This window comes from Pelagimonas sp. (assembly GCF_050633425.1).
In the GTDB taxonomy this organism is placed as follows: Bacteria; Pseudomonadota; Alphaproteobacteria; order Rhodobacterales; family Rhodobacteraceae; genus Pelagimonas.
On record NZ_JBOEGM010000008.1, the window covers coordinates 145778 to 167540 of the forward strand.

The following is a 21763-nucleotide window of genomic DNA, read 5'->3' on the forward strand; positions in this document are numbered from 1 at the left end:
TCGATTTTTCGCCGAAAAATCGTCATCCGGCGGACAAGGAGCGCAGGGCCTCCAAAACGTCAGCCGCATGGTCTTTGACTTTCACTTTGCGCCATTCCCGCACAATCTGCCCCTGGGCATCGATCAAGAAGGTCGCCCGCTGAATGCCCATGAACACTTTGCCATACATCTTCTTTTCGACCCACACGCCAAAGTCTTCGCAGGCGGTACTATGCTCATCCGACAAAAGCGGCACGCCGATATCTTTTTTGGCGATAAACTTCTCATGGCTGCTCATGCTGTCTTTGGAAATGCCAAACACGGCGCATTCCAAGGCCTGAAATTCTGGGTAAAGCGCTGTGAAGTCAATGTTTTCTGTCGTGCATCCCGGTGTATTGTCTCGGGGATAGAAAAAGAGCACGGCAGGATGTCCTGCCAAATCTGCGCGCGAGACCACATCGCCACCAGACGAAGGCAGCGAAAAATTGGGCGCGGTTGTCAAAACTGTATCAGACATACGTGTCTCCTGAGGACGAATGCATTATGGTGGGTCAAAGACCAAGTCATAGCAAAGAATAGGACCTTGGGGCCGGGTAGCAAGTGAGCGACAACCAAGAACACAAAAAGCCACGCAGCCGCCGCCGTAAGAGCGGGGTGATGGCATTGCTCGCGTTGGCCGTCGTTTTGCTTGCGGCGGGTGTCGGTGCGGTGATGATGGTCGGACGACCTGTCGATGCACCGCCGTGGTTGCGGGCCAAGATCGAAGAGCGCATCGCACAAACCGTGCCCGGCATTGATGTCGAATTTGGCCGGATGAGCCTTTTGGTACAGCGCAGCGGGTTGGCACGGGTGATTTTGTGGGACGTTGAAATCCTCAACAGCCACGGTGGTCAGATTGCCGCCTTGTCGGACATCGAAGCCGGGCTTGCGCCGGGGGCGTTGCTGCGCGGACAATTGGAACTGAGAGAAGCGCAGGTTTCGGGGGCGTTTGTCACGCTGCAACGCGATGAACAGGGGCGGCTTGGGTTGGCCTTGGGGGATGTGTTTTCGGAGAACACCGACATGCCCGACGTAACGGACATTCTGGCGCAGATTGATCAGGCCATGCTCGACCCGCGGTTGGCGCAATTGGATCTGTTTGAGGCCGACGCTCTGACCGTACGATATGAAGATCGCCGCGCGCGCAAGGGCTGGACGGCCGATGGCGGCCGTTTGCGATTGCAACGTAAAGATGGCGAATTGCAGTTGTCTGGTGACGTGGCATTGCTTGGCGGGGGCGATGGCGTCGCGACGGTTTCTTTGAATGCTGCCAGTGAGATCGGAAAAACCGAGCTCAGTTTTGGCCTGTCTTTTGACGATTTAGGCTCACACGATATCGCCACCCAAACGCCTGCTTTGGCATGGCTCAAAGAATTGGATGCGCCAATTTCGGGGTCTTTGCGGTCGCGGATGCGCGAAGACGGGACCTTGGGAGTGTTAAACGCAACCTTGCAGATCGGCAAAGGGGCCTTGCAGCCGAACCTGGCGACGCGGGCTGTGCCTTTCGATGGCGCGCGCACCTATTTTGCCTATGATCCGGAAACCGCAATTTTGTCGTTTGATGAGATTTCCGTCTCGTCGTCCCTGGGGCAGATCGTTGCCGAAGGTCAGGCACAATTGCAGGGGCTCGACAGAGGATGGCCCTCTGCGTTGACCGGCCAGTTCAAACTGTCTGACATCAAGTTGACCAAGGGCACGATTTTTGAGCGGGACCTCGCGGTTTCCGGCGCAGAGATGGCGTTTAAACTGCTGCTTGATCCGTTCCAACTCACCCTGGGTGAATTGCGTGTGACAGACCCTGATTTTCCGGTGGTCGTTAAGGGCGATTTGCTTGCACGGGCGGATGGTTGGGCAATTGCATTGGATGCTTTGGTCGCGAAAAGCACCGCCAAGCAAGTTCTGTCCTTTTGGCCGACGAGCTTTCGGCCCAAACCGCGCAAATGGGTCGCTGATAACGTCAAATCGGGCGTGGTGTCGGACGTCACCTTTTCCTTGCGCGCCGAGCCGGAAGAGAAGCCAAAGACCTATGTCGATTTTCGCTTTTCTCAAGGATCAGTTACAGTTAACCGCGCTTTGCCTGCGGTTTCCGGTGCCGAAGGTCGGCTGGCAATATACGGTGGCAGGCTGAGCCTGCGTTTGGATGAAGGGCACATGACCCCCAAACAGGGCGGCACGATTGATCTGACCGGGTCTGAGTTTATCATCCCTGATATGCGCCAAAAACCGGCGACGGGTGTTTTGAACCTTGTCGCAGAGAGTTCCGTCGAAGCCGCCTTGGCGCTCCTGGACAATGACATTTGGCGGGTTTTGCGCAAAATTGATCGACCGGTTGATTTGGCATCCGGGCAAGGGGCGGTCACGGGGGTGATAAGCCTGCCGTTGGTCAAAGGCACCAAGCTGCCTGATATCGATATCGCACTGCGCGGCAGAATCCGCGATGCAATCAGTACAAAACTGGTCCCAAATCATACATTTTCCGCCAAAGCCCTGGACCTGACGGTGAGCAATTCCGCCGTAAGCCTGACAGGAGCCGCAGAGCTGTCGGGTGTTCCAGCCAACGGGCGTTGGGAGCAGTCGCTCACCGGGGGGCCGGGGCAGGTTGCGGCCGAAGTGACCATATCACCTCAGACCATGGCCGCCTTGGGGGTGGCTTTGCCAAAAGGGATGGTGAGCGGGCAGGGGCTCGGTCAGTTTCGTCTCGAACTGAAAAAGGATCAGGCCCCGGCATTTACACTGCAATCGGGGCTGCGTGGGATTGGGCTGACCATTCCGCCTTTGGGCTGGCGGCTCACACGGGACACCGGCGGAGACTTTCGTGTTGCGGGGACCTTGGGAAAACCGATTTCCGTCGAGAGCCTGAGCTTGGATGCCGCCGGGTTAAAGGCGCAGGGGAGCCTGAGCCTGACGCAATCGGGAGCCTTTGAGAAATTGAACATCGCGTCTTTGCGGCTGGGATCATGGCTTGATGTGGCGGGTTTGCTCAAGGGGCGCGGGGCGGGAAAAACGCCGTTGCTTGAAGTCACATCTGGTCGCGTGGATCTGCGCCAAGCTACCTTTGGATCCGGCCAAAGCGGTGCGGGCAGAGGGGGGGCTGGTGCGCCCGAAGGCGGCCCAATGGCGATCACGCTGGAACAACTGCGCGTCACAGACACCATCACCATGCAGAACTTCCGCGGGAATTTCGATTCCTCCAACGGGCTTGAGGGGCGGTTTGACGCAAGTTTGGGGAAACGCGCCGATATTCAAGGCCGCGTGGTTCCCCAAAATGGCCGCAGCGCGTTTCGCATCACTGGCGAGGATGCGGGAGATATTTTGCGTGACACAGGCTATTTGAAGACCGTGTCGGATGGGTCGTTTCGGCTTGACCTGGCCCCGGTCAAGGGCACAACCGGAAGCTATGACGGAAAACTGCGCGTCGAGGGCACGCGCCTGCGCGACGCTCCGGCGATTGGCGCGCTTCTGGATGCCATCAGCATTGTGGGTTTGTTGGATCAGCTCAACGGACCGGGTATTTTCTTTTCGGATGTTGAAGCCGATTTTCGCCTGACACCTGATCAGGTCATTTTAAAGCAAGCCAGCGCCGTGGGCCCGTCGATGGGGATTTCGATGGATGGGTTTTATGACTTAGGCTCGGGCCGAATGGATATGCAGGGCGTTCTGTCGCCGATCTATTTCGTCAATGGTATTGGCAGGTTGATTGCACGCAAGGGCGAAGGCTTGATTGGGTTCAACTTCAATCTCACCGGGCAGGTTGACAATCCGCGCGTGGCGGTTAATCCGCTGTCGGTCTTAACACCCGGAATGTTCCGGGATATTTTCCGCCGACCGCCTCCCAAAGTGTCGCAATAATATCAGTGAGTTGCTAAATGAAGCTAAGTGATTTTGATTTCGATCTGCCCGAAGATCTGATCGCCACAAGGCCCGCCAAGCCGCGCTCTTCGGCGCGATTGCTGGTGGCGGATGGGGCCGCACTCCATGATCAGGTCGTGACGGATTTGGTCGGTTGGCTGCGGCCGGGGGATCGCTTGGTGCTGAATGATACGCGGGTGATCCCGGCGCGTCTGGCCGGATTGCGCAAGCGTGATACGGCCCAAGGCCCAACCGAGGCCAAGATCGAAGTGACCCTGCTTGAGCCGCGTGCCGATGGCAGTTGGGCGGCCTTGGTGAAGCCCCTTAAGAAACTAAAAGAGGGTGAGGAGGTTCGGTTTTCTGACGATTTGTCTGCCACCTTGGAAGCCAAGGAGGACGGGCAGGGGCGTTTGCGTTTCAACCTGACCGGGGATGATTTTGATGCTGCGCTCAATGCGGCGGGGGCGATGCCACTACCGCCCTATATTGCCGCGAAACGGCCCGCAGATGCGCAAGATCATGAGGATTACCAAACCGTTTGGGCGCGCAACACGGGGGCTGTGGCGGCGCCGACGGCCTCGTTGCATTTTGATGACGCCTTGCTTGACACCCTGCGGACCAGGGGCATTGGCTTTTCGCATGTGACGTTGCATGTCGGTGCAGGCACCTTCCTGCCGGTGAAGGTGGATGACATCACCACCCATAAGATGCACGGCGAATGGGGGCAGGTGTCACAGGCTGTGGTTGATGAGATCAACGCCACCAAAGCCGCAGGTGGGCGGGTCATTCCGGTGGGCACAACGGCGCTTCGCTTGATCGAAACGGCAGCTCAGGATGGGGTGTTAAAGCCTTATCAAGGCATGACCGAGATTTTCATCTATCCGGGGTTCACGTTTCATGTGGCCGACGCTTTGATGACCAATTTCCATCTGCCAAAATCGACCTTGATGATGCTGGTGGCTGCCTTGGTTGGACATGAACGTATTTTGGACATTTATGCCCATGCCATCGCCGAAAAATACCGTTTCTTTAGTTATGGTGATGCCTCTTTATTAATACCTGATTGATAGGTGCGACTGGCAATTGGGCTGGCGTGATCCAAAGACGACTTTTTCCTCTATAATGTCGTTTGTGGCGCAGTCAGGAATGGGTGCGATCCCTAGGCAGGGGGCTTATTCTGATCTGGTGAGGGTATCATGCTGGACGTGTTGAAAAATTCCTGGGCGCTGCTGTTGGGCATGCTGTTGTTGATGTTGGGCAATGGGCTTCAGGGGTCGTTGCTTGGTGTGCGTGGGCCTGAGGCGGGGTTTTCGGCCGGGATGATGTCAATCGTGATGTCGGGCTATTTCGCCGGTTTCTTGATTGCCAGTCGGATCACTCCAGGCATGATCCGCCGGGTGGGGCATGTTCGGGTCTTTGCGGCGTTGGGGTCGCTGGTGTCTGCGGTTTTGATTCTGTTTCCGGCGGTGGTTGATCCGATCGCATGGACGGCCGGGCGGGTGATCATCGGGTTTTGCTTTTGCGGGGTCTATGTGACGGCGGAAAGCTGGCTCAATGACAGTGCCACAAATGAAACACGTGGGCAGGCGCTTTCGGCCTATATGATTGTTCAGATGGCCGGGGTTATCGCGGCGCAGGGGCTGTTGCTGGTGCCTGATAGCAGCGGTTTCTTGCTTTTTGTGATCCCATCCGTGTTGGTGAGTGTGGCATTTGCGCCGATTTTGCTGTCGATTTCACCGACGCCTGCCTTTGAAACCACCAAACCGATGACACTTCGTGAACTCTATCACTTCTCCCCTTTGGGGGTGATCGGCATGTTCTTGTTGGGCGGGGTTTTTGCGGCGCAATTTGGCATGGCAGCGGTCTATGCCGCCGAAATTGGACTGAGCCTCGCGCAGATTTCGGGCTTCATTGCATCCTTCTATGTGGGGGCATTGGTGCTGCAATACCCGCTTGGTTGGTTGTCTGATCGAATGGACCGTCGAACGCTTGTCTGCGCGGGGGCTGCCATGGGGGCTGCTGCTGCTGCGGTTGCAATGGTGTTTGGCGAAGGGTTTTCAGTGCTTCTTGGGGCTGCGTTTGTGATTGGAGGTTCAGCTAACCCGCTGTATTCACTTCTTATTGCCCACACGAATGACCATTTGGATGCCTCTGATATGGCCAGCGCCTCCGCCGGGCTTTTGTTTGTCAACGGCTTGGGGGCAATCGCTGGTCCGCTGGTGATTGGTTGGATGATGGCGATGTTCGGCCCGCCGGGCTTTTTCGTGCTGATCCTGGTCTTGCTGTCGGTAATGTCGGTCTATGCGCTGTTCCGCATGACACAACGCGCACCGATCTCTGTCGAAGACACCGGTATCTATACCGCGCTGTCCCCAGCGGCCACACCCATTGCGGTAGAGGTGGCACAGGAATATGCCATTGAGGTTGCCGAAGACCTTGAGGATGAAGCCAGCGGTGACTGAAATCCGCCTAAACCCTGTTAGAAACTGACAGAATTCGTGACTTGGGTTGTGGATTCATTGCGTGATTATATGTTGAGAGAGCAACAAAATTATGCAGTCGCCGGAGCAGGAGGAAAAGATATGTCAACGCCCGAGGAGGTCTTGTCATTTTGGCTCGATGAAGTTGAGCCCAAGGCGTGGTATATCCGCGATGACGCCGTCGATCAGCAAATCCGCGATCGTTTTCAAACGACCTGGGAGGCCGCGATGGAGGGGCGATATGCGCTGTGGCTGACATATCCGTCTGGCGCATTGGCCTATATCATCCTGCTGGACCAGTTTTCGCGCAATATGTTTCGTGACAGCGGCAAGGCGTTTTCAGCGGATCGGGTTGCACTGGCCGCGGCGAAACAGGCCATCAAGCGCGGGTGGGATTTGAAAATTGATGAGCCTGCGCGCCAGTTTTTCTACATGCCCTTGATGCATTCCGAGAACCTGTGTGATCAGGACCGCTGTGTGCGGTTGATGAAGGAACGTATGCCGCAAGACGGGGCTGCGAACCTGTTGCATGCGCAGGTGCATCGCGAAGTGATCCGCCAGTTTGGTCGGTTTCCCTATCGCAACGACGTGCTTGAGCGCCGCTTTACCGCCGCCGAGCAGAGCTATGTTGAGCAGGGCGGCTATGGTTTGACCCTGCGCAGTTTGCAAGAAAAGCAAGCCGCTTAAGGATATTGGTGGGCGCATCCGCTTTGGAAAACGCCCACCCACCCACCCCGTTTCCCAAAGCGGATACGGTGCCTGTTGCGGCCCAAGGCACCCTGCGCTAGCGTTCTCGTAAATGCCAGAACAGGAGGGGCGCATGGCCGCACAGCAATTCGACATGATCGTGATCGGGGCGGGGCCCGGCGGCTATGTGGCGGCCATCAGAGGCGCACAATTGGGCTTGAAGGTCGCGATTGTGGAGCGCGAACATCTTGGCGGTATCTGCCTAAATTGGGGCTGCATTCCGACCAAGGCGTTGCTGCGTTCTGCCGAAGTGTTTCATCTTATGCATCGGGCGTCGGAATTTGGCCTAAAGGCCGAGGGGCTTGGCTATGATCTGGACGCTGTGGTGAAACGGTCGCGCGGAGTGGCCAAACAGCTCTCGGGCGGGGTTGGGCATCTTCTGAAGAAGAACAAAGTGACCGTTGTGATGGGCGACGCGTCGATACCAGCCAAAGGGCAGGTCACCGTTACGACGAACAAAGGCACCGAGACCCTGGCCTCGGCAAATATCGTTCTGGCAACAGGTGCGCGGGCGCGCGAATTGCCGGGGCTTGAGGCGGATGGCGATCTGGTTTGGGCCTATAAACACGCGTTGAACCCGCCGCGTATGCCGAAAAACCTGTTGGTGATTGGGTCGGGCGCGATTGGGATCGAATTCGCCAGCTTTTTCAACACGCTGGGGGCCAAAGTTACAGTTGTTGAAGTGATGGACCGGGTCTTGCCGGTTGAAGATGCGGAAATCAGCGCCTTTGCCAAGAAACAGTTTGTCAAACAGGGCATGGATATTCGCGAAAAGGCGATGGTTAAACAGTTGGATCGCGGCAAGGGGAAGGTCACGGCCCATATCGAAAAAGGTGGTAAAACCACAAAAGAAACCTTTGATACTGTCATTTCAGCGGTCGGTATCATCGGAAATGTCGAAGGTTTGGGCCTTGAGGCGCTGGGTGTTCGCGTTGAGAAAACCCATGTTGTCACCGATCCGCATTGCCGAACGGGTGTTGCCGGGTTGTATGCGATTGGCGATATGGCTGGAGCCCCGTGGCTTGCGCATAAGGCGAGCCATGAAGGCGTGATGGTTGCCGAGCTGATTGCAGGGGGCAAACCGCATGCGGTTGATCCCGATAGCATTGCTGGCTGCACCTATTGCCACCCCCAGATCGCCAGTGTCGGACTGACCGAAGCGCAGGCCAAAGACCAAGGTTATGATATCAAAGTCGGTCGTTTCCCGTTTATTGGCAACGGCAAAGCCATCGCATTGGGCGAACCTGAGGGGCTGGTCAAAACGGTGTTTGACGCCAAGACCGGCGCTCTGCTTGGGGCACATATGGTGGGGGCTGAGGTGACGGAATTGATCCAGGGCTATGTGGTTGGACGTCAGCTTGAAACCACCGAAGAAGATCTGATGAACACGGTCTTCCCCCATCCAACCCTGTCCGAGATGATGCATGAAAGCGTTCTGGACGCCTTTGGAAAGGCGATCCACTTCTAGCGCGGAAAGGCGACGATTTGACGGCCAATAAAACCCAATTGACGGATGAGTCCGTGGCGCAATTTCTGGAACGGGTTGCCCCGGAACGACGCAAGTCTGACGCGGTTGTGTTGGATCAGCTTTTCCAGAAGGTCACTGGGTGGAGGCCGCGCATGTGGGGCGGGTCGATCATCGGCTATGGCCAGTATCACTACGTTTATGACAGTGGTCGCGAGGGCGATTTTCTTGCAACGGGATTTGCGCCGCGCAAGAGCAATATGGTTGTCTATATCATGCCCGGATATGCGGATTTCTCAGAGATTTTGACCCGGCTCGGTCCGCATAAGATTGGGAAATCCTGTCTCTATCTTGGCGCTCTGACCCGCGTCGATCTGGATGTTTTGGCCGAGCTTATCCAAGCGGGTCTGGATGATTTGCAACGCCGTTGGCCCATTACGGCGACTTAACCCTGTCAACTTGAGAGGTGAAATCCGTGCGGGCGGCCTCGGATTGCACTTTCTGGGCGCGGCTACTTGCCGTTTAGGCGGGCCAAAAAGCTTTGTGCCCGCGGGGCCAGCCATGCCCATACCCCCGGTGCGCCATTTTCGATTTTGTGGCCGACGCGCGCCGAAAACATCGCCCAATCAACCTTGTAATCCACCCAAGACCCGCCGCCGGATTGAAGGTTTTGCACCGGTGGTACCAAACGATCCAATGACTTGGCGAATTGTGCTTCGGGGGATGTGTTGGCTTCGAACTCGTCCCAAATGGCGCGGAATTTTGCGGCGATGTCATCAGGCAGCAAACCAAATATTCGATCCGCAGCCGCCTGTTCGGCCGCTTCGATTGCGTCCATGTCGTGATCACCAAACACCGGTGCATCACCGGCATCAATTTCGACCAAATCATGCAGCAAAAGCATTTGGATAACGCGGCCAATATCGCACCCATCGGGGGCCTGATCGGCCAGGGTCAGCGCATACATCGCCACATGCCAGCTGTGCTCTGCGCTGTTTTCACGACGTGACCCGTCACACAGCGTGGTGGCGCGATTGACAGATTTCAGACGGTCAATTTCGATCAGAAAAGCCATCTGATCGTCTAGCCTTTTGGTGTCCATATCCTGTCCTTCTGGGCCCTGTCCTGTTAACGCGGGCAGGGCCTGCCGGTTTTATAGGTTTTCGTTGTCGGATCCAGGCGCCAATGCCTTGGGCGCGTCTTTGCCCTGTTTTTTGGCTTCAAGCGCGGTTTTGACGTGCTCGTTCAAGAACAGACGTGCCCGGCGCTCCGCGAGACGAATGCGCACGGCGGCGCGAAAAATCTCTTCCGAACTGGGCGAAGAGGCACCCAGAACATTGGCGACCTGTTCGGGCAATTGCTCATCTCCTAACGCATCCATGGCTTTGATGACGTCTTGGGCAAGCTTATCGGAAAGTTCATCTACAACAGACATATCGGTCTCTGCTTATAGCGGAAAAGGGCCGCGAATGCCGCGGCCCGTGTCTTGGTTAGCGTGTGTTTTCGGTCAAACGTCGTTTGACATAGCCGGTCACGGAATCGATCATCGGATCCATATAGGGATCTTCGAAGAAGTGGCCGGAACCATCGACTTCTTCATGGGTGATCGTGATGCCTTTTTGCTCGTGCAATTTGTTCACCAGCGCCGTCGTATCGGTGGGCGGTGCCACGCGATCGGATTTGCCGTTGATGATCAAGCCAGAGCTCGGGCAGGGGGCCAGGAACGAGAAATCATACATATTCGCAGGTGGCGACACCGATACGAAGCCCGTGATTTCAGGGCGACGCATCAACAGTTGCATGCCGATCCAAGCGCCAAAGCTAAAACCAGCAACCCAGCAGTGCTTGGAGTTGTTGTTCATCGATTGCAGGTAATCGAGCGCCGAGGCTGCATCGGACAATTCGCCGACGCCTTGATCATATTCGCCTTGGCTGCGACCGACGCCGCGGAAGTTAAAGCGCAGAACGGTAAAGCCCATGTTGTAAAAGGCATAGTGCAGATTATACACGACCTTATTGTTCATGGTGCCGCCAAATTGCGGATGCGGATGCAGCACGATCGCAATAGGTGCGTCGCGATCTTTTTGCGGGTGGTAGCGGCCTTCGAGGCGGCCTTCGGGTCCAGGAAAAATGACCTCGGGCATGGGGCGGTAACGGGCTCCTGATGCGGGTGCGGGCTTATTCTTGACGAATTCGCTTAGGCACCTTAGAACAATTCTAAACCCGGCCTGTGCCGGGATTGGGCTTTGATGCAGATAGGCAATTGCCGCGCCAAGGTCAATTGTTAGCGCAAGGGCAGCGTGAATTCGGGTGGCCTGTGGCGCAAAGGAGAAACAAATGGGGTGGGATCGGGTATGAAGCTAAGCACAAAAGGCCGTTATGCGATGGTGGCGCTGACCGATATTGCGCTGCAAAGCGCCGATGCCTTGGTCACGCTGGGCGATATTTCCAAACGTCAGGACATTTCTCTGCCCTATCTTGAGCAACTGTTCGTCAAGCTGCGCCGGGCAGGATTGGTGGAATCAGTGCGGGGACCGGGTGGTGGTTATCGGCTTGCGCGGGTGCCGTCTGATATCCGGGTGTCCGAGATTTTGGCCGCAGTCGATGAGACAGTGGATGCCATGCATAAAGGGGCCGGGGCTTCTGGTGCCTTGTCGGGGAGCCGCGCCCAATCCTTGACCAACCGGTTGTGGGAAGGGCTAAGCGCGCATGTCTATGTGTTCTTGCACCAAACACGCCTGTCGGATGTGGTGAAAAACGATCTGGCCCCATGCCCTGCGGTGCCCAATATCTTTGCCGTTGTTGATGATGACAAAGATTGAGGGCGTGCTGCCCCGTTGTGCTCTGGGCAATACTCCCAGAGGGTTTTGGAGCCGGAAGACGCTATGAGTCGCGTGTATCTTGATTGGAATGCCACCGCACCGCTGCGCGATGAGGCGCGGGCCGCAATGATTGCCGCCATGGATGTGGTCGGCAACCCGTCGTCAGTGCATGGCGAAGGGCGCGCGGCCAAGTCGCTGATTGAAAAGGCGCGCGCGCAGGTGGCGGCGGCGTTTGGGGCCGATGGTGCGGATGTCATCTTTGTCTCAAGCGCGACTGAGGCGGCGGCTTTGGCTTGTGCCGGTCGTGATCTGGTTGGCGCAGATATTGAGCATGACGCGGTTGGCGCATGGATCGACGCAAAGCTGTCGGTTGATGCGCAGGGGCAGGTGGCGGTTGATGATCCTGCCCAAACGGTTTTGCAGTTGGCGAATTCTGAGACCGGTGTGATCCAGACCCTGCCCGCGGGGTTGGCGGTTGTGGATGCGACGCAGGCCTTTGGCAAAATCCCGGTGGCGTTCAATTGGCTGGGGTGCCAGATGGCGTTGATTTCGGCGCATAAGCTTGGCGGGCCCAAAGGGATTGGGGCTTTGGTGATCAAACGCGGCACCGATCTGACGGCCCATCTCAAAGGCGGTGGTCAGGAGATGGGGCGTCGTGCCGGGACCGAGAATGTGATTGGAATTGCCGGCTTTGGCGCTGCGGCAGAGGCGGCGGCGCGGGATTTGGACGTGGATGTTTGGACCCAGACCAATGAAATTAGAAACATTCTAGAATCAACTATTGCGGCTGAGGCGAAAGAGACTATTTTTGTCGGGAAATCCGCGACTCGTTTGCCAAATACCGCGTGTTTTGCCGTTCCAGGCTGGAAGGGGGAAACGCAGGTCATGCAAATGGATCTCGCGGGGTTTGCCATCAGTGCAGGCAGCGCCTGTTCGAGCGGCAAAGTGCGGGCCAGCCGGGTGCTGACCGCAATGGGATATGACGAAGGGGTCGCGCAATCTGCGATCCGGGTGAGCCTCGGGCCCACCACTTCCGAGCAAGATGTGACACGTTTCGCGCAAGCGTGGCTAAAGGCATACAAGCGGCACTGCGAACGGGCCGCATGAGAGAAGGAAATGGGATGACAGCTAAAGAAGAAGTGGTCGTCAAAGACGGTGTCGATCAGGAAACGGTGGATGCGGTTGCGGCTGTCAGTACCTATAAATACGGCTGGGACACCGAGATCGAAATGGAATACGCGCCAAAGGGCGTGAACCCAGATATCGTGCGTCTGATTTCTGAAAAGAACGATGAACCAGAGTGGATGACCGAATGGCGCCTGCAGGCGTTTTCGCGTTGGGAAAAGCTGGTCGAGCCGGATTGGGCGATGGTTCAGTACCCTGAGATCAACTTTCAGGACATCTATTACTATGCCCGTCCCAAAAGCATGGCCGAAAAACCCAAGTCGATTGATGATGTCGACCCCAAGCTGTTGGAAACTTACAAGAAGCTCGGCATTCCGCTCAAGGAGCAGATGATTTTGGCCGGGGTTGAAGGGGCCGAAGACATGCCCGCCGAAGGCCGCAAGGTTGCGGTTGATGCGGTGTTCGATTCCGTCTCCGTTGGCACTACCTTTCAGGCCGAGCTGAAAAAGGCTGGTGTGATCTTCTGCTCGATCTCGGAAGCGATCCGCGAGCATCCTGAGCTGGTCAAGAAATATCTCGGCACCGTGGTTCCTGTTTCGGATAACTTCTATGCGACGCTCAATAGCGCCGTGTTCTCGGATGGGTCGTTTGTTTACGTGCCGCCGGGCGTGCGCTGCCCGATGGAACTGTCGACCTATTTCCGCATCAACGCGGAAAACACTGGTCAGTTCGAACGCACCCTGATCATCGCCGACAAGGGCTCTTATGTGAGCTATCTCGAAGGCTGTACCGCGCCGCAGCGTGACACAGCCCAGCTGCACGCCGCTGTGGTTGAGATCATCATCGAAGAAGACGCCGAAGTGAAATACTCAACCGTTCAGAACTGGTATCCCGGTGACGAAGACGGCAAGGGTGGCATCTATAACTTTGTTACCAAACGTGCCGATTGCCGAGGCGATCGTTCCAAGGTGATGTGGACGCAGGTTGAGACCGGCTCGGCTGTGACATGGAAATACCCGTCGTGCATTTTGCGTGGTGAGGAATCTCAGGGTGAGTTTTACTCCATCGCAATCGCCAACAACCATCAGCAGGCCGATACCGGCACCAAGATGGTGCATTTGGGCAAGAACACCAAATCGCGGATCGTCTCCAAGGGGATCTCGGCGGGCGTTGCTCAGAACACCTATCGCGGTCTCGTGTCGATGCATCCTAAGGCGAAGGAATCGCGCAACTATACCCAATGTGACAGCCTGTTGATTGGCGACAAATGTGGGGCGCACACGGTGCCGTACATTGAGGTCAAGAACAACTCGTCACGGGTTGAGCATGAGGCGACCACATCCAAGGTGGATGACGACCAGCTGTTCTATTGCCGCCAGCGCGGCATGGACGAAGAAGAGGCGGTGGCCTTGGTTGTGAACGGGTTCTGTAAGGAAGTGCTGCAAGCGCTGCCGATGGAATTCGCGATGGAAGCGCAGCAGTTGGTGGCGATTTCGCTGGAAGGGTCGGTGGGGTAAGTCGCTTCGGAAAGGGCACGTCGCATGGGCAACGTCATGTCATACATGATCGCAATTTGCATTGGTTTACTTGCCAGTTTGATTGTTGCTTATGGTCGTGCTCCCTACGGGGATGTGGTTCTGCTCGCGTTTGCCTTTCCTGCTTTTTGGTATGTGTGGGATTTCACGAAGACACTTCAAAATCCGGATGTTCAAGGGACGTGGTTAGACCGCCGCTGGGAGGCCAGCAAAAGACCAGGAGCAATTTGCTTCATGAGCGCGGTTTTGTTCACCATTGCGATAAGCACGAGTTTGGCCAAATGACCGAGTGGATAAAAAGAGACTGGAACACATGCTGAAAACCCTGCTCACCACCGCGATCCTAACCGGTATCTTCTGTGCCGGGTTTTCGGTGATGGTGAGCCAAGTGGCGGTGCAATTGTCGATGACTGCGGTGGTGGTGATTTCGTTCATTTCCGGGTTCTTGGGAAGCACGATTGCGCAACTGGTCCAGAAATGGCGCGGCGAGAATTAAGAAAGGAAGACGGCGATGTCTGATTTCAACAAAGGCGGTATCTGGGATTTCCTGCCTTATGGCTTGCCGGTTCTGGGCGGGGCGATTGGCATGTTCTGGGCGCGTTATGGCACCGATCATTTCAACCCTGTTTTCGCCGTTGCCGGGGGGGTGATTTCCGGAATCTTTCTGGCCAAGGGTGTGACCCATCTGGCCGACCGGTTCGGTTGGCGCAAGTAAAGTTAGGAACGCGGTATGAGTGGCACCATCAATATTCCAGCCCCCGAAAGCACGGGGGCCGATTATTTTGACCTCGGCGCGGCGCTTGAGGCGTTGGACAGTGGTGCGCCATTGGTGTTTCCGCCGTTCCACATCACGCGGCTGCGCATCGGTGGTCATGATCTGACGTTTTGTTCGAATTTTGACCGTGACCCGGTTCAAAAAGCCCAACGCAAAGGCGATTTCTTTGAGGCCGAGGATTTGGCCAAGGTGGCTAAACATCTTCCCAAAGCGCCGCGAGTCTTGGATGTGGGGGCCAATGTCGGCAATCACGCGATCTATTTTGCCACGCAATGTGACGCGGCCAGCGTGATTGTGGTTGAGCCAAACCCGCTGGCGCTTGCGCCGCTGGTGGCCAATATCGTTCTAAACAACCTGACGGATGTGATCCGCATGGATGCGCTAGGCGTTGGCCTTGGGGCGCAAAGCGAGGCCGGGCTGTTTATGAAGCGCCACGACCGCAACCTTGGCGGGACCAAGATGTTGCGCGGCCGGGGGGGGAACCTCGAAGTTCATGCTGGGGATATGCTCTTTGAAGAGGAGCAGTTCGATCTGATCAAGATCGACGTCGAAGGCATGGAAATGGAAGTTTTGACCGGGCTAGAGGCGACGGTTGAACGTTGCAAACCATTGCTGTTCATTGAGGTTGATGACGCCAATGCCGAGGCGTTTCAGGGCTGGTGCGCAGCCCGAGGGTATCAGTCGGTATTTGAGGTGCGCCACTATGGCGCCAACATGAATTTCTTTATGAAATACGTGGGAGAGACCGCATGATCGTTACCACCACCCCCAGTGTCGAAGGCTATCAAATAGCCGAATATAAGGGCATCGTCACCGGCGAAGCTATCCTAGGTGCCAATGTCTTTCGCGACATTTTTGCCGGGATCACCGACATCATCGGCGGGCGCTCTGGGGCCTATGAGGCCAAGCTAGGCGAGGCCCGCGAAACCGCTTTGCGTGAGTTGGAAGAACGTGCTGCAGCACTTGGGGCCACGGCGGTTGTTGGCGTCGATCTCGATTATGAGGTGATCAACAATATGCTGATGGTTTCGGCAAGCGGCACAGCGGTGGTCCTGGGCTGATCGTGATGCATTTTCTTGAAATATCCCGGCCTGTGCCACATTTTCGACGCCATTTGGCGTCACACCCCATGCGTGTATTTTTTACTACGTATGAGGAATTTGGCCATGTCAGGGCAAAGAGCCGATTTTCAAGACCGCATCACGCGGATGAGCAGCGACCACCACGCACGCGCCGGGGGCAACGGCACCGCAATCAAGCAGGATTACAGAGCCAACCTCAGTTACGCCATGAGCTTTGTCTGGGCGTTTCTAAGCGGGATAGCTTCCGTTCTGGCGGTCCGATTGGTGGTGCATCACATGCTGGGTGGGGCCGCGATCGAAGATTTATCTTTGGGCGAGCTGGCGATGAACGCTTTGTTTGCCGGGATCATCATCTTGGGCATTCGTATGGTGACCAAACTGGATGGCAAAGAGCATCTGACCTGTCAAGCCTTCGGGCTTCTGGTCGCGTTTACCGGGTTTCACAACCTATCGCACTGGACACCGGGACTGATGTCGGCGGTTTACTCACCGGAGTTTGTCGCCGAAACGCAGGCGCGCACCTATCCAAACACGCTGATTTACCGCGGAATGACGTTCTATTTCGGCCCCAAACCGGGCGACACGGTGTTCGGACAGGGGGTGGCCAGTGACCAACGTCGTGACAAGGCCAGAACTAACTTTACCACCCGCGGAGGCGGCGCTTTTGTCTCAGGCCTATGAGGGCGCTGAGGTAATTTTGGAATACGGCTCGGGCGGATCCACCGTGATGGCGTCCGAACTGCCCGGCAAACGGGTGTTTTCGGTCGAATCCGCAAAGGATTGGACCGAAATGATGACCGGCTATTTGGCGGCCAATCCGCCAGTCTCCGGCACGCAGGTCGACATGATCTGGGTCGATATCGGCCCAACCCGCGAATGGGGCCATCCGGTGGATGACGCCCATTGGCGCGCCTATCCCAAATACGCGCTGGACGTGTGGCGTCGCCGCGATTTTGTTCAACCTGATGTGGTTCTTGTCGATGGTCGGTTCCGTCAGGCCTGTGCCTTGGCAACGGCATTTTTGTCGACCAAACCGGTTGATCTGTTTTTTGACGATTACACTGGTCGCAAACATTATCACAAGGTCGAGGATTACCTCGGCGCACCCGAAATCACCGGGCGGATGGCGCATTTTCGCGTCACGCCCATGGCCATTCCACCGGAAAAACTGTTCCAGGTGGTTAAGTTTTTGCAGAACCCGTAGGGCTGCCGAGGAAGGATAAAACATGCTGGAAATCAAGAACCTGCAGGTGAAACTGGAAGAAGAGGATAAGCAAATCCTCAAAGGTGTTGATCTGACCGTTGAGGCGGGCAAGGTGCACGCGATCATGGGGCCGAACGGCTCAGGAAAATCGACGTTGTCTTATGTGCTGTCTGGCAAAGGTGGCTATGAAGTCACCGATGGTGAGGCCACGCTGGCCGGTGAAGATTTGCTGGAGATGGAAGCGGAAGAACGCGCGGCAGCGGGCCTGTTTTTGGCGTTTCAATACCCAGTTGAGATCCCCGGTGTCGGTAATATGACATTCCTGCGCACCGCGGTGAATTCGCAACGCAAAGCGCGTGGCGAAGAAGAGATGTCAGCGGCAGATTTTCTGAAGCTGGTGCGCTCTAAGGCCAAGGAGCTGAAGATCGACGCGGATATGCTTAAGCGCCCGGTCAATGTTGGCTTCTCTGGCGGTGAGAAAAAGCGGAACGAAATCCTGCAGATGGCGATGCTTGAGCCCAAGATGTGCATCTTGGACGAAACCGACTCCGGTCTGGATGTTGATGCGATGAAACTGGTTGCCGAAGGTGTGAACGCATTGCGCGATGAGGGCCGTGGTTTCCTTGTGATCACGCATTACCAGCGCCTTTTGGACCACATCAAACCGGACGTTGTTCACATCATGGCGGCGGGTCGTATTGTCAAAACCGGTGGGCCCGAGCTGGCGCTTGAGGTTGAGCAAAACGGGTACGCCGACATCTTGGCGGAGATCGCATAATGGCCGCTCCTTTGGTGAAACAAGAGGCAACGCAGGCGCGGATCGACGCGCTTGTTATGCCCCAGAGTGGTTGGTCTGCCGCGGCGCGCCAGGATGCGTTGACGCGGGTGCATGCCATGGGTCTGCCACATGCGCGCGATGAGTATTGGAAATATACCAAGCCGGCGCTTCTGGTTGATGCCGCTGCCCCAAAAGCGGCGATCTATCAGGCAGACGAAGCGCCGATGTTTGGCGATATGGACCGTCTCAAGATTGTCTTTGTGGACGGGGTGTTTGATGCGGATGCATCGGATGATCTGAGCCTGGAAGGGATCACTGTTGATCGTCTCGCCGAAGCGAAAGATATACATTGGGCCAAGGACTTGTACGGCGTTCTTGAAGCGAATGGCCAAGATCCGGTGGAGCGGCCTTTAGCGGCTTTGAACACGGCCTTTGCCAGCGATGGATTGCTTATCCACGTAACGGGAACCCCGTCCAAACCGGTCAATCTGATCTACAAGCACGAGAGCGAAAGCTCGGATGTGATGTTGCATCATGTGATCAAGGTCGACAGCGGTGCCAGCCTGACTTTGCTTGAAAATGGCCCGGCTGCGGCGCGGTTCAACAAATGCCTTGAGGCCGATATTGCCGATGGCGGTGCGCTGCATCATGTCCGCACGCAAGGGCGCGATCATGAGCGAAGCGCAGCGACGCATATGTTTGCCCGCCTTGGCGCGGAAAGCACGTTCAAGAGTTTCACTCTGACCGTAAACGGTGTGATGACACGCAACGAATGTGTGATTGAACTGACCGGCGACGATGCCTTTGCTCATGTGGCGGGGGCCTGTATGGGCGACGGCGATTTTCACCATGATGATACCGTGTTTGTCACCCATGATGCGGTGAATTGCGAAAGCCGTCAGGTGTTCAAAAAGGTGCTGCGCAACGGGGCGACCGGGGTGTTTCAGGGCAAGATTTTGGTGAAACCAGATGCCCAGAAAACTGATGGCTACCAGATTTCGCAATCGCTTTTGTTGGACGATGACAGTCAGTTCCTCGCCAAGCCTGAGCTTGAAATCTATGCAGATGATGTGGCCTGTTCGCATGGGTCGACCTCAGGGGCGATAGATGACGACGCGCTGTTTTATCTGCAATCGCGCGGAATACCGCATTCGATTGCCCAAGATCTGCTGGTACTGAGTTTCTTGGCAGAAGCCGTTGACGAGATCGAAGATGAAGCCCTACGCGAGGAAATCCTGACGCGGGCCGACGCTTGGCTGTCGCGGCGTCGCACGGATTGAAACAGGACGCAGTGAAGCGGGCAGACATATGGCACTGAGCAGCGACATTGTCGCGACATATCGGGGGCCGGGCAAGGTGATTGCCCGGTTGTTGGCGATTGGCCCGCGTGAAGACCGTGCCTTGGTTTTTGTGATGGCAGCGGCTTTTGTGATGTTTGTCGCGCAGTGGCCGGGATTGGCACGAGAGGCCCATCTTGGTGGCGAGGCTTTGGTCTTGGCCATGGGCAAGACCTTTGTGATCACTGTATTCGGCTTGCCTTTGGGGCTGTATTTCGTTGGCTTTGTCACCCATTGGATGGCACGTGCATTGGGCGGGCAGGGCACGCCCTTTGCGTCACGGCTTGCGCTGTTTTGGGCGTTTCTAGCGATGAGTCCGCTGTTGTTGTTTTATGGCCTGGTCGCAGGCTTTGTCGGGCCGGGCACGCAGGCCGAGCTTGTTAAGCTCTTGTGCTGGATTGTCTTTTTGTGGTTCTGGTTCGCTGGACTGCGGGCAGTTCACAAAAAGGATGCTGGGTGATGGGACAAATGGCACTGACATTGGTGTTGCGCAGCATAACCGAGCCGCGGCTTGTGGCGCGTTGGCTTCTAGGCCTGAAACTGTCGCGCGAGGCGTTGCTGATCTGTTTTGCCCTCGTTGTGGTGCTGAACACACTGCTGTTCGGCGTTGCGGTTCTTATGGATCCGGCCCCTTTGCCGTGGTTTTTGGCGCAACCGTCTGTCTATGGCATATTGCAGGCTGGATCTTTGGTCGCGACGATCTTTGCCTTTTTGTGGGGCGGGCGGCTGTTTAGCGGCACGGCCCAAGTTGCTGATATTGCGATTTTGGTGATCTGGATGCAGACCCTGCGGGTGTTGGTTCAGGTTGTGCTGTTGGTCCTGATGCCTGTGTCGGCTTTTATCGGCGGGTTGGCTGTGTCGCTGTCCTCGGTCATTGGCTTTTGGATCCTGCTGCATTTTATCGACGAGGCGCATGGCTTTGGCAGTTTGCTCAAGGCGCTTGGCACAATTGTTTTTGGATTGATGGGCATGGCCTTTGCCATATCAATCCTGCTGACCCTGATCGGGGTCGATCCTACGGGGATTAATGGAAATGTATGACGTCAATAAAATCCGCGCGGATTTTCCGATTCTGAGCCGGGAAGTGAACGGTAAGCCATTGGTTTATCTGGACAACGGTGCCAGTGCACAAAAACCGCAGGTGGTGATTGATGCGGTAACGCGCGGCTATGCCGAAGAATATGCCAACGTGCATCGTGGGCTGCACTATCTGAGCAACTTGGCTACCGAAAAATATGAAGCGGTGCGCGAGATTGTTGCGCGCTTTCTGGGTGCATCTGACCCGGAAGAAATCGTTTATACAACCGGAACGACGATGGGCATCAATTTGGTGGCCTATGGTTGGGCGATGCCAAATCTGCAAGCCGGTGACGAGATCGTTTTGTCGGTGATGGAGCATCACGCCAATATCGTGCCTTGGCACTTTTTGCGCGAACGTCAGGGCGTTGTGCTTAAATGGGTCGATGTGGATGATCAAGGCGCGCTTGATCCGCAAAAGGTGATTGACGCGATTGGCCCCAAGACCAAGCTGGTGGCGATCACCCAGATGTCGAATGTTTTGGGCACAGCGGTTGACGTCAAGACGATCTGTGCGGCGGCGCGGGAAAAGGGCGTGCCGGTTCTGGTCGATGGCTCACAGGGGGCGGTACATATGCCGGTCAATGTTGAGGAAATTGGCTGTGATTTCTATGCGATAACCGGTCACAAGCTATATGGTCCGTCGGCCTCCGGTGCGATCTATATGAAGCGCGATCGTATGAATGAGATGCAGCCGTTTATGGGCGGTGGTGACATGATCCGCGAAGTCCACAAAGATGCGGTTTGCTATAATGATCCGCCGATGAAGTTCGAGGCGGGCACGCCCGGTATTGTGCAGCAGATCGGCATGGGGGTTGCGCTTGAGTATATGATGGGCGTCGGCATGGAGGCTATCGCCGCCCATGAGGCAGATTTACGCGATTATGCGATCTCTCGGTTGGAGGGAATCAACTGGTTGCAAGTGCAAGGCAAGGCACCCGGAAAGGGGGCGATCTTTTCGTTCACTTTGGACGGGGCAGGGCACGCGCATGATATTTCGACGATTTTGGACAAAAAGGGTGTTGCTGTTCGCGCAGGGCATCATTGTGCAGGGCCGTTGATGGATCATTTGGGCGTGAGTGCGACGTGCCGCGCATCCTTTGCGATGTATAATACGCGTGATGAGGTGGACAAGTTGGTCGAGGCGCTGGAACTGGCGCATGATTTGTTAGGGTAAATGGCGGTCTGGCGCTGTTGCCATCCGGCGATGCGCCCCGCCCACCATCCCATTGGGGCGTAAAAAAACTTGGGATTGCGGGTGTTACGCGCGTTGCGCTGGCCGATGACCCGGCCTATAAAGCCCGAAGTACGCACCTGTAGCTCAGCTGGATAGAGCGCTGCCCTCCGAAGGCAGAGGCCAGAGGTTCGAATCCTCTCAGGTGCGCCAATTTCTTTGATCAGCGTGATATTGCGTGGCCCCGGTTTGGCCGGGGTTATTGTTTTATGCATTGCAACGATATTTGGCGACA

Annotated in this window: 25 protein-coding genes and 1 tRNA gene; 22 read left to right on the plus strand and 4 right to left on the minus strand. The window is 56.2% G+C overall.

Annotation, left to right across the window (positions count from 1 at the left end):
• Window positions 1–22: 22 nt before the first annotated feature.
• Entirely contained in the window at window positions 23–496 is a 474-nt protein-coding gene (locus tag ACRBB0_RS06220; protein ID WP_431373543.1) for a peroxiredoxin, read from the minus strand.
• A gap of 140 nt (window positions 497–636) precedes the next feature.
• Between ACRBB0_RS06220 and ACRBB0_RS06225 the strand changes: the two genes are divergently transcribed.
• From ACRBB0_RS06225 to ACRBB0_RS06250, 6 genes are all read left to right on the plus strand, one after another.
• Window positions 637–3867, plus strand: a complete 3231-nt coding sequence (locus ACRBB0_RS06225; protein WP_431373544.1) for an AsmA-like C-terminal region-containing protein — start codon at window positions 637–639, stop codon at window positions 3865–3867.
• Window positions 3868–3884: 17 nt separating this feature from the next.
• A complete protein-coding gene (queA, locus tag ACRBB0_RS06230) occupies window positions 3885–4934 on the plus strand; it encodes a tRNA preQ1(34) S-adenosylmethionine ribosyltransferase-isomerase QueA (protein ID WP_431373545.1) in 1050 nt (349 codons plus the stop codon).
• 129 nt (window positions 4935–5063) lie between these two features.
• Window positions 5064–6329: an MFS transporter gene (locus ACRBB0_RS06235; RefSeq protein ID WP_431373546.1), complete on the plus strand. Its 1266-nt coding sequence runs from the start codon at window positions 5064–5066 to the stop codon at window positions 6327–6329.
• Window positions 6330–6449: 120 nt separating this feature from the next.
• Complete coding sequence (locus tag ACRBB0_RS06240) at window positions 6450–7034, plus strand: DUF924 family protein (protein WP_431373547.1); 585 nt, start codon at window positions 6450–6452, stop codon at window positions 7032–7034.
• 133 nt (window positions 7035–7167) lie between these two features.
• A complete protein-coding gene (lpdA, locus tag ACRBB0_RS06245; RefSeq protein WP_431373548.1) occupies window positions 7168–8562 on the plus strand; it encodes a dihydrolipoyl dehydrogenase in 1395 nt (464 codons plus the stop codon).
• 17 nt (window positions 8563–8579) lie between these two features.
• Entirely contained in the window at window positions 8580–9008 is a 429-nt protein-coding gene (locus ACRBB0_RS06250) for a DUF1801 domain-containing protein (RefSeq protein ID WP_431373549.1), read from the plus strand.
• A 62-nt stretch (window positions 9009–9070) separates the two neighbouring features.
• Here ACRBB0_RS06250 and ACRBB0_RS06255 read toward each other — a convergent pair whose 3' ends face one another.
• From ACRBB0_RS06255 to ACRBB0_RS06265, 3 genes are read right to left on the minus strand one after another with little or no spacing between them, the layout of a single operon-like run.
• Window positions 9071–9661: an HD domain-containing protein gene (locus ACRBB0_RS06255; protein WP_431373550.1), complete on the minus strand. Its 591-nt coding sequence runs from the start codon at window positions 9659–9661 to the stop codon at window positions 9071–9073.
• 51 nt (window positions 9662–9712) lie between these two features.
• On the minus strand, window positions 9713–9994 hold the full coding sequence (locus ACRBB0_RS06260; protein ID WP_431373551.1) for a hypothetical protein: 282 nt from the start codon (window positions 9992–9994) through the stop codon (window positions 9713–9715).
• Window positions 9995–10049: 55 nt separating this feature from the next.
• Window positions 10050–10703 carry an alpha/beta hydrolase gene (locus ACRBB0_RS06265; RefSeq protein ID WP_431373552.1) on the minus strand — a complete coding sequence of 218 codons (654 nt, stop codon included), beginning with the start codon at window positions 10701–10703 and terminating at the stop codon, window positions 10050–10052.
• A gap of 210 nt (window positions 10704–10913) precedes the next feature.
• On the opposite strand from ACRBB0_RS06265, the gene ACRBB0_RS06270 reads away from it, so the two are divergent.
• The 16 genes from ACRBB0_RS06270 to ACRBB0_RS06345 all read left to right on the plus strand — a co-directional run bounded on the left by ACRBB0_RS06270 (window position 10914) and on the right by ACRBB0_RS06345 (window position 21681).
• Window positions 10914–11381: an Rrf2 family transcriptional regulator gene (locus tag ACRBB0_RS06270; RefSeq protein WP_431373553.1), complete on the plus strand. Its 468-nt coding sequence runs from the start codon at window positions 10914–10916 to the stop codon at window positions 11379–11381.
• 63 nt (window positions 11382–11444) lie between these two features.
• Window positions 11445–12488 carry a cysteine desulfurase family protein gene (locus ACRBB0_RS06275; RefSeq protein ID WP_431373554.1) on the plus strand — a complete coding sequence of 348 codons (1044 nt, stop codon included), beginning with the start codon at window positions 11445–11447 and terminating at the stop codon, window positions 12486–12488.
• 14 nt (window positions 12489–12502) lie between these two features.
• The gene (sufB, locus tag ACRBB0_RS06280; protein ID WP_431373555.1) at window positions 12503–14023 is read left to right on the plus strand and encodes a Fe-S cluster assembly protein SufB; all 1521 of its coding nucleotides are present in this window, start codon (window positions 12503–12505) and stop codon (window positions 14021–14023) included.
• A gap of 24 nt (window positions 14024–14047) precedes the next feature.
• Window positions 14048–14326: a hypothetical protein gene (locus tag ACRBB0_RS06285; RefSeq protein WP_431373556.1), complete on the plus strand. Its 279-nt coding sequence runs from the start codon at window positions 14048–14050 to the stop codon at window positions 14324–14326.
• A 28-nt stretch (window positions 14327–14354) separates the two neighbouring features.
• Window positions 14355–14537 carry a hypothetical protein gene (locus ACRBB0_RS06290; protein WP_431373557.1) on the plus strand — a complete coding sequence of 61 codons (183 nt, stop codon included), beginning with the start codon at window positions 14355–14357 and terminating at the stop codon, window positions 14535–14537.
• Between the two features lie 15 nt (window positions 14538–14552).
• Window positions 14553–14756 carry a hypothetical protein gene (locus ACRBB0_RS06295; RefSeq protein ID WP_299924876.1) on the plus strand — a complete coding sequence of 68 codons (204 nt, stop codon included), beginning with the start codon at window positions 14553–14555 and terminating at the stop codon, window positions 14754–14756.
• 15 nt (window positions 14757–14771) lie between these two features.
• Entirely contained in the window at window positions 14772–15569 is a 798-nt protein-coding gene (locus ACRBB0_RS06300) for an FkbM family methyltransferase (RefSeq protein ID WP_431373558.1), read from the plus strand.
• Entirely contained in the window at window positions 15566–15877 is a 312-nt protein-coding gene (locus ACRBB0_RS06305) for a heavy metal-binding domain-containing protein (protein WP_431373559.1), read from the plus strand. The genes ACRBB0_RS06300 and ACRBB0_RS06305 overlap by 4 nt, the downstream gene beginning before the upstream one ends.
• A 105-nt stretch (window positions 15878–15982) precedes the next feature.
• Window positions 15983–16579, plus strand: coding sequence for a hypothetical protein (locus ACRBB0_RS06310; RefSeq protein ID WP_431373560.1), 597 nt, complete (start codon window positions 15983–15985; stop codon window positions 16577–16579).
• Window positions 16563–17102, plus strand: a complete 540-nt coding sequence (locus ACRBB0_RS06315; RefSeq protein WP_431373561.1) for a hypothetical protein — start codon at window positions 16563–16565, stop codon at window positions 17100–17102. Before ACRBB0_RS06310 ends, ACRBB0_RS06315 begins: the two co-directional genes overlap by 17 nt.
• A gap of 22 nt (window positions 17103–17124) precedes the next feature.
• A complete protein-coding gene (gene sufC / locus ACRBB0_RS06320) occupies window positions 17125–17880 on the plus strand; it encodes a Fe-S cluster assembly ATPase SufC (protein WP_431373562.1) in 756 nt (251 codons plus the stop codon).
• Window positions 17880–19160 carry a SufB/SufD family protein gene (locus ACRBB0_RS06325; RefSeq protein WP_431373563.1) on the plus strand — a complete coding sequence of 427 codons (1281 nt, stop codon included), beginning with the start codon at window positions 17880–17882 and terminating at the stop codon, window positions 19158–19160. Before sufC ends, ACRBB0_RS06325 begins: the two co-directional genes overlap by 1 nt.
• Before the next feature lie 28 nt (window positions 19161–19188).
• A complete protein-coding gene (locus ACRBB0_RS06330; RefSeq protein WP_431373564.1) occupies window positions 19189–19677 on the plus strand; it encodes a YIP1 family protein in 489 nt (162 codons plus the stop codon).
• Entirely contained in the window at window positions 19677–20258 is a 582-nt protein-coding gene (locus tag ACRBB0_RS06335; protein WP_431373565.1) for a YIP1 family protein, read from the plus strand. The genes ACRBB0_RS06330 and ACRBB0_RS06335 overlap by 1 nt, the downstream gene beginning before the upstream one ends.
• Window positions 20251–21471, plus strand: coding sequence for a cysteine desulfurase (locus tag ACRBB0_RS06340; RefSeq protein ID WP_431373566.1), 1221 nt, complete (start codon window positions 20251–20253; stop codon window positions 21469–21471). The genes ACRBB0_RS06335 and ACRBB0_RS06340 overlap by 8 nt, the downstream gene beginning before the upstream one ends.
• Window positions 21472–21604: 133 nt before the next feature.
• Window positions 21605–21681: transfer RNA gene (locus tag ACRBB0_RS06345), tRNA-Arg, on the plus strand.
• Window positions 21682–21763 lie beyond the last annotated feature (82 nt).